At 68.3% G+C, this 14,156-nt stretch carries 14 protein-coding genes and 1 pseudogene; 5 read left to right on the top strand and 10 right to left on the bottom strand.

Going from position 1 to position 14,156, the window contains the following annotated elements:
- Nucleotides 1-2: 2 nt before the first annotated feature.
- From ABEA82_RS10730 to ABEA82_RS10710, 5 genes are all read right to left on the bottom strand, one after another.
- Complete coding sequence (locus ABEA82_RS10730; RefSeq protein WP_345661161.1) at nucleotides 3-467, bottom strand: effector-associated constant component EACC1; 465 nt, start codon at nucleotides 465-467, stop codon at nucleotides 3-5.
- Between the two features lie 141 nt (nucleotides 468-608).
- Complete coding sequence (locus ABEA82_RS10725) at nucleotides 609-1,157, bottom strand: hypothetical protein (protein ID WP_345661160.1); 549 nt, start codon at nucleotides 1,155-1,157, stop codon at nucleotides 609-611.
- A 314-nt stretch (nucleotides 1,158-1,471) separates the two neighbouring features.
- Nucleotides 1,472-2,347, bottom strand: a complete 876-nt coding sequence (locus ABEA82_RS10720) for a hypothetical protein (protein ID WP_345661159.1) — start codon at nucleotides 2,345-2,347, stop codon at nucleotides 1,472-1,474.
- Between the two features lie 253 nt (nucleotides 2,348-2,600).
- Nucleotides 2,601-2,723 carry a DUF397 domain-containing protein gene (locus ABEA82_RS10715; RefSeq protein ID WP_345661158.1) on the bottom strand — a complete coding sequence of 41 codons (123 nt, stop codon included), beginning with the start codon at nucleotides 2,721-2,723 and terminating at the stop codon, nucleotides 2,601-2,603.
- A complete protein-coding gene (locus ABEA82_RS10710; protein ID WP_345661157.1) occupies nucleotides 2,680-3,600 on the bottom strand; it encodes a helix-turn-helix domain-containing protein in 921 nt (306 codons plus the stop codon). Before ABEA82_RS10710 ends, ABEA82_RS10715 begins: the two co-directional genes overlap by 44 nt.
- 174 nt (nucleotides 3,601-3,774) lie before the next feature.
- On the opposite strand from ABEA82_RS10710, the gene ABEA82_RS10705 reads away from it, so the two are divergent.
- Nucleotides 3,775-4,245 (top strand): ATP-binding protein, encoded by a 471-nt coding sequence (locus tag ABEA82_RS10705; RefSeq protein ID WP_345661156.1) that lies wholly within the window; start codon nucleotides 3,775-3,777, stop codon nucleotides 4,243-4,245.
- Nucleotides 4,242-5,318, top strand: coding sequence for a hypothetical protein (locus ABEA82_RS10700; RefSeq protein ID WP_345661155.1), 1,077 nt, complete (start codon nucleotides 4,242-4,244; stop codon nucleotides 5,316-5,318). Before ABEA82_RS10705 ends, ABEA82_RS10700 begins: the two co-directional genes overlap by 4 nt.
- On the opposite strand, the gene ABEA82_RS10695 is transcribed toward ABEA82_RS10700, so the two are convergent.
- Nucleotides 5,266-6,000: a 2-phosphosulfolactate phosphatase gene (locus ABEA82_RS10695; RefSeq protein ID WP_345661154.1), complete on the bottom strand. Its 735-nt coding sequence runs from the start codon at nucleotides 5,998-6,000 to the stop codon at nucleotides 5,266-5,268. The two genes, ABEA82_RS10700 and ABEA82_RS10695, sit on opposite strands and share 53 nt — an antisense overlap.
- A 128-nt stretch (nucleotides 6,001-6,128) precedes the next feature.
- Nucleotides 6,129-7,820: an acetolactate synthase large subunit gene (locus ABEA82_RS10690; protein WP_345661153.1), complete on the bottom strand. Its 1,692-nt coding sequence runs from the start codon at nucleotides 7,818-7,820 to the stop codon at nucleotides 6,129-6,131.
- Between the two features lie 210 nt (nucleotides 7,821-8,030).
- On the opposite strand from ABEA82_RS10690, the gene ABEA82_RS10685 reads away from it, so the two are divergent.
- A complete protein-coding gene (locus ABEA82_RS10685) occupies nucleotides 8,031-8,774 on the top strand; it encodes a flavodoxin family protein (protein WP_345661152.1) in 744 nt (247 codons plus the stop codon).
- Between the two features lie 34 nt (nucleotides 8,775-8,808).
- Here ABEA82_RS10685 and ABEA82_RS10680 read toward each other — a convergent pair.
- Nucleotides 8,809-8,904, bottom strand: a pseudogene (locus ABEA82_RS10680) (AhpC/TSA family protein); the annotation flags it as partial.
- 346 nt (nucleotides 8,905-9,250) lie between these two features.
- Between ABEA82_RS10680 and ABEA82_RS10675 the strand changes: the two are divergent.
- Nucleotides 9,251-11,266 (top strand): amino acid adenylation domain-containing protein, encoded by a 2,016-nt coding sequence (locus ABEA82_RS10675; protein WP_345661151.1) that lies wholly within the window; start codon nucleotides 9,251-9,253, stop codon nucleotides 11,264-11,266.
- A gap of 7 nt (nucleotides 11,267-11,273) precedes the next feature.
- On the top strand, nucleotides 11,274-11,519 hold the full coding sequence (locus ABEA82_RS10670) for a phosphopantetheine-binding protein (RefSeq protein WP_345661150.1): 246 nt from the start codon (nucleotides 11,274-11,276) through the stop codon (nucleotides 11,517-11,519).
- Nucleotides 11,520-11,664: 145 nt separating this feature from the next.
- On the opposite strand, the gene ABEA82_RS10665 is transcribed toward ABEA82_RS10670, so the two are convergent.
- Both ABEA82_RS10665 and ABEA82_RS10660 read right to left on the bottom strand, forming a co-directional pair.
- On the bottom strand, nucleotides 11,665-12,660 hold the full coding sequence (locus ABEA82_RS10665; RefSeq protein ID WP_345661149.1) for an aldo/keto reductase: 996 nt from the start codon (nucleotides 12,658-12,660) through the stop codon (nucleotides 11,665-11,667).
- A 273-nt stretch (nucleotides 12,661-12,933) separates the two neighbouring features.
- Nucleotides 12,934-14,130, bottom strand: coding sequence for an MFS transporter (locus tag ABEA82_RS10660; RefSeq protein ID WP_345661148.1), 1,197 nt, complete (start codon nucleotides 14,128-14,130; stop codon nucleotides 12,934-12,936).
- Nucleotides 14,131-14,156 lie beyond the last annotated feature (26 nt).

The raw sequence follows: 14,156 nt of genomic DNA, 5'->3' as shown, positions 1-14,156 counted from the left end.
GCTCAGGCACTTTCCGCCTGGTCCGGCCGGTCGCTGTGCTGTGGCTGTTGTCGCTGCTGCTGTGACTGCTGTGGCTGCTGTGGCTCCTGCGACGGGGCTTGGAGCGCTTCCGCGACACGCTGGGCGAGGTCTCCGCTCGTCTCCGGGGTCAGCCCACGCACGCCCTCCGAGGTGACGACGACCTGCGTGCCGTCGGGCTTGGTGATGGTCACCGTCTGGGAGCCCCGGCGGGTTTGCAGCCAGGCCACCACCGCGGCCGCGAGGGTGACCGTGAGCCCACCCGGCTCCAGCAGCAGGGGGATGATGTCGTCGAGCGCCCCCATGGCGCCGGGCGGTGGCGGCTCTACATGACTACGGCCGACCCTGTGGCGCAACTCGGGATCCCCCCGAAGCCACTCCCGCAGCTCACCGCCCCCGCCGGCCGACGCCGTGCCGTCCGGACCGGTGACCTCCAGGGTGATCCTCACGTGACCTCCGATGCGAGGCGAGGCGGCTGATGGCAGTGCGCCTCTGAGGCTATATCAGGCAACTCTCGTCAATACATGGGTATTTGAGTCGGCTCCGCCCACCGCCCCTCAGGGACGGTGGGCGGAACGGTCACCTGGACCTCAGACCGAGCGGCTGGCCGAGAAGCCGTAGTGGACGATGTCCTTGCCGTCCTCGTCCCAGTTCAGGCGCAGCGCACCGTCGGCGTACGCGCTCTTGCCGCCGACCTTCTTCTTGACGGTGGAGGAGGTCCACGAACCGTTGCCGTTGCCGTCCATGCCGGCCAGCTTGGACTTGATGTCGAAGTCCCTCTTCAGCAGGACGCTGTCCGCGCCCGCGTCGGCGTGCTTGATGTACAGCCGGAAGTAGGCGCCGTCGAAGGTCTCCGACAGATCGGTGCCGGAGTACCACGGGGGAGCGTCCCAGCTCACCTTGGACTTGGCGTAGACGTAGCTGCCGGACCGGGCCACACAGTTCTTGACGGTGAAGTCCCAGTTGTCGCCCCAGGGGCCGGAGTACCCCGCGTCGTCGATGGTCTTGGAGCTCTCCTTGCACTTCCAGCTCAGCGCGGCCGCCGGCGAGACGGACAGCACGGAGGCGCCGACGACGGTGGCACCGACCAGCGCGACCGACATGGCCTTCCTGCCCGCGGACGACTGCCGCGAAGGCATGATGCGACGCAGATTCACTTTCATGTTCCCCTCGTTGTGGTCTTGCGCTCTGCTCACCTGGAGCAGAGAACGATCACCCTACAGCGCGTTTACGACCGCATATGATCGAAGTCGACTGGTGGAGGGGGAAGTTGGCCCACCGCAGACCGGTCGCGCAAGGGTGGGTACGCTGCCGAGGGCGCGGTACTCGAACGAAGGCTCGGTTTCTCCCCTGCCTCAGCTGTCCCTCCTGTCCCTTCCAGGTTGGGCACGCCGACTCCGTACGCGCTACTCAGCGAAGGTCGGGGCGAGGCCGAGCACACCCAGCCAGCGGCTCAGCCGACCGCAGGAAGTCGCCCCCGGGACCGGCAGTCCCGGCAACGGCCGGGTTCCTCCGCGCGGAACCCCCGGTCGCAGCCGTCGCAGTTCCACATGGGAACGACCGCCGCACGCACCGTGGGCTCAGCGCTTCTGACGGGTGAGGGCAGCGGAGTCTCCTTGAGCCGGTAGGCGAGGATGCCGGCGGGCCGCGCCATGAGGTGGTCCGGGAGCCCTGCGGTCAGGCGGTCCGTGATCTGCGTGGGCAGGAGACCTGCCGCGAGCCACGTGCTGACGCCCGGGGCGAGGCGGGCGGCCTCCTGCGTGGACAGAACGAGACGGGAGTCGACCTGGCGCAGAGCGGCGAGTACGGCGACGGCCCGAGGGTCTGCGGCGGAGAGCGGGGCCGGCTCCTCCGCCTCTGCCTCTGCGGGTGCGTGCACCGTTTGATGCACGACCGGGGCCACCAAGGCCGGGACGGTGGGCTGCTGCTTCCGGGGCCTACGCGGCTTGGGCGGCCCGGGGGGCCCGTCGTCGGGGGCACCGCCGGGTACGTCGTAGAAATACGTCCGGGTACGGACCTGCCCGGTGGGCGTGCGCTCGCGGCGACGCTCCAGGTACCCGGCCGCTTCCAGCTCCCTGAGCGCCCGCGAGATGAGGATCTCGCCTTCGCTGAAGTGCTCGCACAGGGCGGCGATGCTCACCGGGGTGCCATCGGGAAGCGAAGAGATGTACGCCGCGACGCCGACCGTGACCGCGCTGCCGCGCCGCTGGGCGAGGGCGTTGGAGATCACGGTGAAGTCGGCCGTCAGCCGGGTGCGTACGTGGATCACGCCGGAAGTCGGAGCTCCGGCGGCGGCGCGCAGGCGCGCGTTAGACTGCGAGTCATCCATCGGGAAGGTTGCTGCTTCCTGATCGGTCAGGCCCTCGATCGGGATGCCAGTCCCGGCCGGGGGCCGTACTTGTCTGCGGTTGTCGCGGCGAACGTAACGGCCCGTTACCCGCTGCTGCAAGCCGGTCACTCGGACGGGTGACGCGGGCCCCCTGACCGGGGAGGGTGGGTGGGCGGGTAGTTCTTTCCCCCGGTTCTTTAGGGAGGTCAGCGGCCCGCCGGACCCTCGCGGACAAGGACCCGGCGAGCCGGCGTCAGGCCTTCAACCCACCTATGAAGGCCGCCCAGGACGCGGCTTCGAAGCACAGCGCAGGGCCGTGCGGGGCCTTGCTGTCACGGACGGGGACGACGGCCGCGGCCCGGAATCCCTCGGCCACCTCCACGCAGTTGCCGCCTTCCTGATTGCTGTAGCTGCTCTTGCGCCAGGCGGCGCCGTTCAGATCGGGACGGGACGTTCGCTCCACGGTGGTTGTCCTCCATCACGGATCGGATCATGTCGAGCGACATGAGCGGGGGCAGAGCTGCCGCCCGCAGCCGATCGTAGGTGAGTGCGAAGCTCCTGACCTCGTCCGGATCCTCGACGAGTTGGCCGTAGTGCGCGCCTTCCGTGTAGGCGGTCTCCGACCCGTCCGGCATGGTCAGCACCGTGAGCGAGCCGCCCATGACGTCGTGCTCGCCCTGGTCGAACGGCAGGACCTGCACGACGATGTGAGGTTCCGTCGCCGCCGTGAGCAGTCGCGCCAGCTGCTCACGCATCACCGGCCGGCCGCCGACCGGGCGCCGGAGCACCGCCTCGTCGAGTACCACCCAGAGCTCGGGACGGTCGGGCGTACCGAGCCGCTCCTGTCGTCCCATGCGAAGGGCGACCCGCTCCTCCAACTGCTCTTTGCTACCGAGCGTCCGACCGACGCTCAGCACCGCCCGCGCATAGTCCCGTGTCTGCAACAGACCAGGCACCACATGAGACGCGTACTCGCGGATGCCCACCGCCCGCTCGGAGTGCGCCATGAATCTCCGCGACCAGTCGGGAAAGGCCTCCCGGTACACATACGGCCACAACTCGACGAGCAGGTCCTCCGCCCCGAGGGCCGCATCCAGCGCCCGCGCCAACTCCAGCGTCGGCTTCGCCCCGGACGCCCGCTCGATCTGCGTGATCCGCGTGCTCACCACGTGTGTGCGCTCACCGAGTTCGGCCTGGGTCAGCCCGGCCGCCATACGGAGCCTGCGAACCCTCACTCCGAACAGGGCCGCCATGGACGCACTGGGGTCAATTCCATTGGCCAAAGCGTCACTTCCGTTCCTTACGGGCTGAAAAGTAAGCCTGTGTCACCTGTCGAGCGTAGGGCGATCAGACCAGTCTTGGACACAGAACGTGACGACGCGTGCACGCCACGGAACAGCAGCGCGACAGGCAAGGACGGACAAACCGTGACGACGACAGGAACGACCACCCCCGAACTCCGCTCATTCGCGGCGCAGTTCGTCTCCTCGCCGCGAGGTGCGCGGCTCGCCCGACGCCTCGCCGTCCGGCACATGGAGGAGTGGGGCCACCCGCCGGCGTCCGACGCGTCGTGCGCGGTCGCCCTCGTCGTCGCCGAACTCGCGGCGAACGCCGTACAGCACGGCAGGGCCCCCGGCCACGACTGCCACCTCCGACTCGCCCTCGACGCGACGGCGGGCCTGGTGCGCATCGAGGTCGCGGACGCCGCCGCCGAGAAGCGGCCACCCACGGCCCCGCCCTCGTCGTACCCCGAGGGCGAGTCCGGCCGAGGACTGCTCCTGGTCGACGCCCTGGCCGTGCGCTGGGGGACGGAACCTCGTCGGCCGCTGGGCAAGACGGTGTGGGCGGAGATTTCCTTCCCGCCACCTGCCGTATCCCTGTCAGGATCGGACGCGTGACATACGTAGTGACCGTGGACGCCCGCATCCCGGAGGGCACTCCGGAGATGGACCCACTTCAGCGCGCCGGCGCCGTGGCGCTCATCGAGGACGGCTTCGACTCGGTCGAGGACATCGAGGAACCCGGCGATGGCGGGGAAGCCGATCTCATCGACAGCATCGTGGCCGTCCATCCGGGCGGAGCACACCTGAAGGTGTTCGTGGACGCCCCGGCGCTGGAACTCGCCGAGGAGGCGGTCCGGCTGGTCGTCGCCGAACTGCTGGAACAGTCCGAGCTGTTGGCCGACTGGCGCATCGAGCGGTGCGAGGTCGAACTGCATCCGGAGCTCGCTCAGGAGAGCCTCGACGCCGCCGACGGCCCCGACGCCCCGCCCGATGATCCTGCCGACCGCAAGGCACGACACAGCGAGCGCCCCAGGGCCGAGGACGACACGGAGGACTACGACGCGGAGGCGAACGCGGAAACCGCTCGCGGCCGGATTCTGACACTGGCAGCCGAGCTGCGCTCCTTCCCGCCCGCGATGTTCGGCGCCTCACCGGAGAACGCAAGCCTGGCGGCCGGTGCCGTGGTGTACGCGACGGACGTCCTGGTGGACGAGCTGTTCCAAGATGTGCAGACCCTGGCGACGGGGGCCACCACCGCCGCGGAATGCGACAGCCCCCTATGGCGCATCGACGACCTTCCCGAGCGGTACGCCCTCCAGTACGACGCCCGTTTCGCCCGCCGCTTCCTGGTGACGGTGATCGCGATGACCACCCGCTTCACGGACGGCAGCTTCCAGCGCTTGAGCTGCGTCGCCGAGGAACTCGCGCTGAGGCTGCTGCTGCATGAGACGAAGGTGACCCTGGAGACCTACGGGCTGCTCGACGACGGTGTCTCGGCCGCACTCGACTCGTTCGCCGGCAACGTCTACGAGGACATGGACCACGAGTGGCTCTACGACGACTCCATGGACGGGATCGACGACAGCGACGCCGGAGCGGCCCTCGGCGTCACGCCCATGGCGTTCAAGACGTGGTTCACTCCGTTCGAGGAGGGCAGGTACGTCCATCCGTCAGCTGCTGACCTGTGACCAGCGACGGCACGGCGCACGGACGCAGGACCAGGAGCGAGTCCTCCGGGGCCGCCACCATGGCGAAGGGGAACCGGTCGAGCTCGAGACAGAGTGCGACGTCCTCGGGATGAACTCCCTGACGCACCCCCTCCGCCAGCTCGGCGGCGGCACGCGACTCGGCGGCACGCCGGAGAAACTCAGCGGCATCCGTCCTCACCCCGGCGGCCCTCCGGGCGATGTACTGACCGCAAGCCAGATCCTCCTCGGCTCGCCCACCCTCGCCGGTGACCACGAACGTGGCACTGTCACACCCGCGTGCCCTCAAGAGCTGGGCCGTCGCCTCCGCCACCACGAAACTGGCGCACAGCACCAGCGACGCTTCCTTGACCGCAAGGGCGCCGACCGTCCCCGCCGTGGTCTTCTGCACAACGGTCCGGCCACCAAGGTCAACGGACCGCAGGAGCCCGGGAGAGTTCACGGCGTCGAACCCGACCGCGGGCGGACCGTCCTTGAGCGCCACCCAATCCGGGTGACGAGCCTTGAGCGCCAGGGCCTCGTCCAGCGACTCAGCAAGAACAACCTTCTCCGCCCCCTGCCCAAAGGCCCAGGCAGCCACGGTGAAAGCCCGCATGACATCAACCACGACCGCCACGGCCGGGGACCCACCCAGCTCACCGATACCAAGAAACCGAGCGTCCATCCGGCCATGATCGCGCACGCCCGGCCTGCCGGTGGGGCGTATGGCTCAGCGCACGGACCTGAGGCGATCAGCCCAGCGGTACGGGCCAACAGCGATCCCCACCTGCTCGACCGGTGGCCGACCGGGTGTCAGAACGGGCCGTGGAGGCTGCCCAGTCGGTCGGTCAGGCGCAGGTTCTCGGAGTAGTCGACGGGACAGGCGATCACCGAGACCGTGTCGTCGTCGAGGGCGCGTCGTAGTACGGGCAGCAGTTGGTCGGCGGCCTCGACAAGGTAGCCGCGTGCGCCGAAGCTCTCGGCGTAGGCGACCAGGTCGGGGTTGGTGAACCGGGTGTGGCTGTGGCGGCCGAGTTCGAGTTCCATCTTCCAGGTGATCAGGCCGTATTCCTCGTCCACGAGGACGAGGGCGACCAGCGGGATGCGCTCACGGACGGCGGTCTCCAGTTCCTGGGAGTTCATCAGGAACGAGCCGTCGCCCATCATGGCCAGGACTCGTCGGTCCGGCTGGGCGAGCTTGGCGGCGATGGCGCCCGGCAGCGCGAACCCCATGGTGGACAGGCCGTTGGAGACCAGACAGGTGTCCGGCTCGTAGGTCGGGTAGAGGCGGGACATCCACATCTTTCCGGCGCCGGTGTCGGCGAGGACGATGTCGCGGCGGTCCAGGGCGGCGCGGACATCGTGCACCACACGCTGCGGCACGAGGGGGAACGCGTCGTTGTCGCGTCCGTACTGGAGCTCTTCGTCGAGGAGGGTGCGGATCTTCGCACTGCTCCCGGAGTCGTAGGTGAGTCCGGCGGGCAGCGCGGCCGCGAGTGCGTCCAGCGCCTGCGAGGGGTCTCCTTCGACGCCCACGGCGACCGGGTAGTGGGCGTCGACCTCGGCGGGGAAACGGTGCACGTGCACGATTCGCTTGTCGCCGTTCGGGTTGATCTTGGCGGGGTCGAACTCCTGGATCTCGTAGCCCACACAGAGCAGCACGTCGGCCGTGTCGAAGCCGAAGTTGCCGTAGTCGTGGCGCATGAAGCCCACCGCGCCGAGGGCGTTCGGGTGGTCGTCGGGGAAGACGCCCTTGCCGTGGAATGTGGTCGCGACCGGGATGTTCAGCCGCTCGGCGAACCGCAGCAGGGCGGCCGATGCCCGGGCCCTGGCGGCGCCGTGGCCGGCCAGCACGACGGGTTGCCGAGCCGAGGCGAGCACCTCGGCCGCCCGCGCGACCTGGGTGGGCGAGGGCGCGTCGGCGCGCACGGCTTCGACCCGCAGAGGGGCAAGGGGCTCAGCCAAACGTTCGGCCTCGATGTCCTCCGGCACGGCCAGGAACACGGCGCCGGGGCGTTCACTCTGCGCGGTCCTGAACGCCTTGCGGGTCATCTCCGGCACGGCGTCCGGACACTCGACACGTGCAGCCCACTGGGTGACCGGAGAGAACATCGACACCAGGTCGATGACCTGGTGGGACTCCTTGTGGATACGACGCAGCGAGCCCTGGGCGGCCAAGGCGACCATCGGCGCACTGTTGGTCATGGCGTCCGCGGTGCCGAGCAGCAGATTGATCGCACCGGGCCCCAGGGTGGCCGAGCACACCCCGGCCCGGCCGGTAAGCCGCCCGTAGATCTCCGCCATGAACGAGGCGGCCTGCTCATGGCGCACCAGGATGTACCGGATCCCAGAGCCCTTCAGCGCGTCGACGAAGCGGATGTTCTCCTCGCCGGGGATCCCGAAGACGTACTCCACGCCCTCGGCCCGCAGACAACGCACCAACAGGTGGGCGACGTCTTCCACTGCTGCCGTGTCCCGCGACTCGTTCGCGCTTGCGGTACCCATGAGACGAACGTAGGCACGCCCGCCTGCCCCGGCCACTCATCCGCCGCCGACCGAGACGGCCGACTGGATACCGATGCCACAGGTGCGCCGGGGCGGCCGTTCGGCGGTGTCGGGGTGGCGGCGGACGTGGGACGCCCGCACGCTGGAGCCGGATGTGGACGTGCGCCGCCGAGGAACATCGTGCTGCGCAGAAGGCTCCGGGAGGACCGTGTGACCGCTTCGTCGCCCGCCACCGACACCGACGCACCGCCGGCTCGGTACGGCGACCTGCGTGCTCTGGTGATCAACTGCACCCTGAAGCGCTCGCCGGGGACGAGCAACACCCAGGGCCTGATCGACCGCAGCACCGCCATCCTGGACGCCCAAGGCGTGCATGTCGACGTCGTCCGGGCCGTGGACCACGACATCGCCACCGGCGTGTGGCCGGACATGCGGGAACACGGCTGGGAGTCGGACGCCTGGCCCGACCTGTACCGGCAGGTGATGGCCGCCGACATCCTCGTGCTGGCCGGCCCCATCTGGCTGGGCGACAACAGCTCCGTGATGAAGCAGGTGATCGAACGCCTCTACGCGTGCTCCAGCCTGCTCAACGACGCGGGACAGTACGCCTATTACGGCCGGGTCGGCGGCTGCCTGATCACCGGCAACGAGGACGGCGTCAAGCACTGCGCCATGAACGTCCTCTACAGCCTGCAACACCTGGGGTACACCATCCCTCCCCAGGCGGACGCCGGCTGGATCGGCGAGGCGGGCCCGGGCCCCTCGTACCTGGATCCCGGCTCGGGCGGCCCCGAGAACGACTTCACCAACCGCAACACCACCTTCATGACCTGGAACCTGCTGCATCTGGCCCGGGCGCTGAAGGACCTCGGCGGCATCCCCGCCTACGGCAACCAGCGCACCGCCTGGGACGCGGGCTGCCGCCGCGACTACGAGAACCCCGAACACCGCTAGGGACACCCGAGCCGGTTGGCACACCGCTGAGCCGTCAGCCCAGCGCCTCCAGAGCCGCGAGGAGGTCGGCGGGTTCAGCCCTGGCGGTGTAGTCGGAGTCGACGAAGGCCCACCGGATCGTGCCCGCGCGCGGGTGATCGCGTCGACGAGGTCGTCCTGGGCGTCGAGAACGGCGTGGTGAAAGCACAGGGCCAGTTGCAGTTTCGGCGCGGCGCAGGAAATGCCGGAGACGCCGATTTCGGTGAGCAGGACGGCCGCCCGGTCGGGCACGTCCGCGGCGAACCCGGCACGCTGACGACCGGGCCGCCGGGTCCTTGCCGGACAGGGCAGTCCCAATCCATTCACCTTGAGATGTAAGGCTCCTTTTCCTTAACGGTCTTGCGGGCGAGATGTTGATCTTGCTAACCTCGCGTCGATCTTGTAAGTGAATCGACACATCGTCAATTCTCGCCATTCCGATGATTGAGGTCGCGCGGATGCAGCTGCGCATCGAACTTCGCCCGACGACCGGCGCCTCGGGGGGCCGTGCCCTCAGTCCAGCGGAAACGGTCGTGGCCCTGGCAGCCCTGGCCCACCGCTTCTCGGGACACGATCTCAGCGTGCAGGGCCGCCGGTCGGAGGATCTGCTCTTCCCCGCGCCGTTACTGGTCGACGATGACCTCATGGCCTGCTCACTGGCGGAGAGCCTCACGCGAGCCGAGCTCCACCCCCTCGAAGACAGGGCGCCCGACGTCACCGTCACGGTCGACGCGGTGCCGGGCAACGGATCCGAGGCAGTCGTCGAACTGGCTGAACACCTGGCGGTCGATGGTCTGGGCGACTCGGTCGCGAGGGCCGTCCAACACTTTGCCGATGAGATCGCACGGCTGCCCCACCTTCCTCTGAGCGAGATCAGCACAGTCGCTCCCCATGAGGAGAAACGGTTGCTGGCACTGTCGGGTGATCAGTGGGACGACACCGCATCGCTTCCTCTCGTGCATCAACTGGTGGAGCGTCAGGCCCTGCTGAGGCCCGATTCCAGCGCCGTGAGCGACGGCACGCGAGAACTCACCTATGCGGAGCTTCATTCCGCTGCCGTCCGCGCCTCACAGCGCCTTCGCGCCGCGGGAATCAGGTCCGGCTCGCTGGTCGGTCTGATGACCGAGCGAAGCCTAGATGCGATCGTCGCGTTGCTCGCCGTGGCGATGGCGGGGGCGGCCTCTGTGCCGCTCGATCCCTCCTACCCGGCAGCACGTTTGCGCATCATGCTGGACGATCCCCGGATCGCAGCCGTGGTCCACAGCGGCGAACCGGTTGTTTCCGCTCCAGCGGGCACTGCCATGCTGCCGCTGGCAGAGCTCACCGACCAGGCCGATCCCGGATCCGCCCCTCGGGATGCCGAACCCGGGCATGCCGAAGCTCTCGAAGACGCGCTCTTCACACTCGTGTTCACCTCAGGCTCCACGGGCGTTCCCAAGGGCGTGGAGATCACGCATCGCGGTGTCGCCCGGCTGGTCACGGACGAACAGTGCACCGGCTTCGCGGCTGATGACGTCGTGCTGCAATACGCGCCGCTGACCTTCGACGCCTGCTTCCTGGAGATCTGGGGAGCACTGGCACGTGGAGCCCGGCTGGAGCTGGCCCCGCCAGGGCCGCTGGGGCTTGCTGAACTCGCTGAGGTGATCGAAGAGCGAGGAGTCACCGTCCTCTGGCTCACCTCCGGCCTTTTCCATCAGATCGCCGAGTACGAGGCGGACTGCCTGCGTGGGGTGCGCCGGCTCTTCGTCGGTGGTGACGTCGTATCGCCTCATCACGTCGATCGGGTCGCGCGCATGTGGCCGCACCTGGAACTGGTCAACGGATACGGCCCGACGGAGAACACCACGTTCACCTGCTTTCACCCCATCAACCACGACGGACCGACGGATCTCCGCACCAGTGTCCCGATCGGCCGCCCCGTCGCCCGGACCCGCGTGCATGTGCTGGACCGGTACGGGCAGCTGGTGCCGCCGGGAGTCCCCGGCGAACTGTGGGTCTCGGGCGAGGGCCTGGCCCGCGGTTACGCGCTGCGTCCGGACCTGACGGCGGAGCGCTTCGTGACTCCGCAGGAGGGGCCGCTGCGCGGAGTACGGATGTACCGGACCGGAGATCGCGTCAGGTTCCTCGCCGACGGTGCCCTGGAATTCCTGGGACGCACCGACTTGCAGGTCAAGGTCAACGGGTTCCGCATCGAGTTGCCGGAGATCGAGTCGGCTCTGCTCGCCTGCGACGGGGTCCGCCAGGCGTGTGTGATCGTGGAACAGGACGCCGTCGGCGGAAAGCGGCTGGCTTCCTATGTGGTTGCCGAGGACACGGACGGGCGGCTGGGGCTGGAGCTGCGAAAGGCCCTGCGCGCGCAATTGCCGCACTACATGGTGCCGACTCGTTACACGGTGCTCGACGAGTTGCCGCTGACCCACAACGGCAAGGTCGACCGTGCTCGCCTCGCCGCCCCTCCATCGAACAAGGACTGAATCACCTATGACCACCCCCGCCACCGGTGTCCACGATGCAGTCGTCGCGATCTGGACCGAGGTCCTGGGTACCGAGGTGACCCCGGACGCGGATTTCTTCCTCCTCGGAGGGCACTCTCTGCTGGCAACGCGGATGATCGCACGCGTCGAACAGACTCTGGGTGTGAAGGTACGGCTGCGCGACGTGTTCGATCACGCGGAGCTCGATGATTTCGTCGGGCTGGTGACAGACCTGGCCGCGGCCCGGCCGTAGATCGTCAGAACGGCTCAGCGGTCGTTCTCTCATGCTTCGTCACGCGATATCGCGAAGCATGGAGAACGACCGCATCCCCTGTTCCGGGAGGAACGGCACTCACCAGGTCGGGGAACCTGTCATGACACGAGGCCGGACGTCGGCCTCAGTGCTGGCCCGGCAGCGAGGTGATCGGGTGCCCGGCGACGTTGTGCGGCTGGTACAGCTCTTCGAGGTAGCTGATCTCTTCGTCCTCCAGCACCACGTCCAACGCGTCGAGGGCGTCCTGGAGATGACTCATCTTGCTGGCACCGACAATGGGTGAGGTCACCGTCGGCTTCGACAGCATCCACGCCAGCGCCAACTGCGCCATCGGCACGCCACGCTTGTCGGACAGTTGCTCCAGGCGCTCCACGATCTCACGATCGCTGTCGCAGTAGAGCATCTTGCCGAACTCGTCGGTCTCGCTGCGGGCGCTGACGACGTCCCACGGGCGGGCGAGCCGCCCCCGCGCCAGCGGGCTCCACGGGATGACGCCGATGCCCTGGTCGGCGCAGAGGGGCAGCATCTCCCGCTCTTCCTCGCGGTAGATCAGGTTGTAGTGGTTCTGCATGGTGCTGAAGCGGGTCCAGCCGTTGGCGTCGGCGACGTACTGGGCCTTGGAGAACTCCCAGGCCCACATCGACGACGCGCCGATGTGCAGTGCCTTGCCGGCCTTCACCACATCGTGCAGGGCCTCCATGGTGACCTCGATCGGCGTCGCCGGGTCCCACCGGTGGATCTGGTAGACGTCGACGTAGTCGGTGCCGAGCCGGCGAAGGCTGTTGTCGATCTCCGTCATGATCGCCTTGCGGGAGAGCCCCACACCGTTGGGTCCCGGCCGCGTCCGCCCGTGAACCTTCGTCGCCAGCACGACCTCATCGCGGTGACCGTATTCGCGCAGGATCTGCCCGACGATCTGCTCGCTGGACCCCGCGGAGTACACATTGGCGGTGTCCACGAAGTTCACGCCGGACTCCAGGGCGTGCAGCATCAAAGGCCGCGCCTGGTCCAGGTCCAAAGTCCAATTGTGGACCCCCTTGCCCGGTGTGCCGAAGCTCAGGGCCCCCAGGCAGATCCGCGACACGTCTATGCCGGTCGAGCCCAGCTTGACGTACTTCAAGATGCTTCCCCTTGATCGGTTCAGAATCAGAACAAAAACGCTGTATCTGCAAAGGATATTGCGCCTTTGCAAGCATGATCAGCTTACGTGATCCGAGCGTCAGGATGCAGTGACAAATCGATTCGCAGAACACTGACTAAACGCAGCCGAGTGGGTTTTGAAGCCCTCTTGGCATAGTTTTACGCACCCGCATGATTGAACGGGAGAAAGGCAGGCGATCGACCGATTCCATGAAATCACGCTCAAAAACAACCCGGTGGTGGCGGTGATGCCTCAGCCCTGGGCTGCCGTCGGTCCTCGCACGCGGGACGCGGTCACCGCCACCAGCAGGCCCAGAAGGATGCAGGCCGCGCAGACGAGGAACATCGCCCGGTACCCGGCGGCCTGGGCGATCAGCCCGAGGGAACCGCTGCCGATGGCGACCCCCACCGTGAAGCAGGCGCCGAAGACCGACAGCGCCATGGCGCGCCCGCGCTCGCCGACCGAGCGCACCACGAACACCCCCAGCGCCGGGTAGATCTGCCACATGCCCACGCCGGTGAGCACCCCGCCGACCACACCCATGGCCAGCCCGTGCGACAGCCCGACGAGCGCGATCCCCACCGCCTCGACCACGAACAGGGCCACCAGTTCCACCGGCCGCGTGACCTCCCAGCGGATCCACGTACCCGCTATGCGCAACACCACCACGGTCAGGGAGTACGCGGTGACCACGGCCGCTCCGCCGGCGACACCCAGGGCGTCGAACTTCGCGACCGCGAAGCTGGCGACCGCCGCGAAGCCGAACGCGGTGAAGACCAGTGCGACGCTCGGCAGCACTGTGCCCAGGAGCGCCTGGCGCCGATCGACGTCAGCCTTCTCCGTCTTCGGGGGGATACGTACCTCGGGGACGTACGCGGCGATCGGGATGACGATCAGGGTGACCAGCCCGGCGATCACGAACGTCTCTGCCATGCCGGTCCAGCCGGCGAGCAGAGTGCCCAGCGGAGCGCCCAGCCCCAGGGCCAGGTAGTTGACCGTACCGCCCAGCCCCAACGCCCAGTTCTGCCGGTCCTTGGCGACCAGCTGCACCGGCCAGACCCCGGTCGCGGCCTGCATCACTCCCATACCGACACCCACCACCAGGCGCAGGACCACCAGTTGGCCGATCGACCCGGCCAGCGGGTAGCACACCGTGGCCAGCGCCGTCAGCACCGCGCCGCCGATGGAAAGGGCCCGGGTACCGAGACGGTTCATCAAAGCGCCCGACACCGGCCGCGACAGCAGCGACGTCACCGCGTAACTGCTGACGACCGCACCGACGTCCGCCGGACCGCCGTGCAGCCGGTCCGTCACGTGACCGGGCAGGATCGGAATCGTCAGGGCGAACGGCAGATAACCGATCCCCGTGGCCAGCGAGATCAGCAGTGCGTACCGCATGGACCTCTTGTCAGTGGTCTCGGCGGCCTCGGAACTCAGCTCAGTCGGCACAGAAACTCTCCCCCCGGCCCAGGCAC

This window comes from Streptomyces venetus (assembly GCF_039540295.1).
Taxonomy (GTDB): domain Bacteria; phylum Actinomycetota; class Actinomycetes; order Streptomycetales; family Streptomycetaceae; genus Streptomyces; species Streptomyces venetus.
The sequence above is the reverse complement of the archived record's forward strand: the minus strand, read 5'-3'. Positions and strand labels throughout refer to the sequence as shown.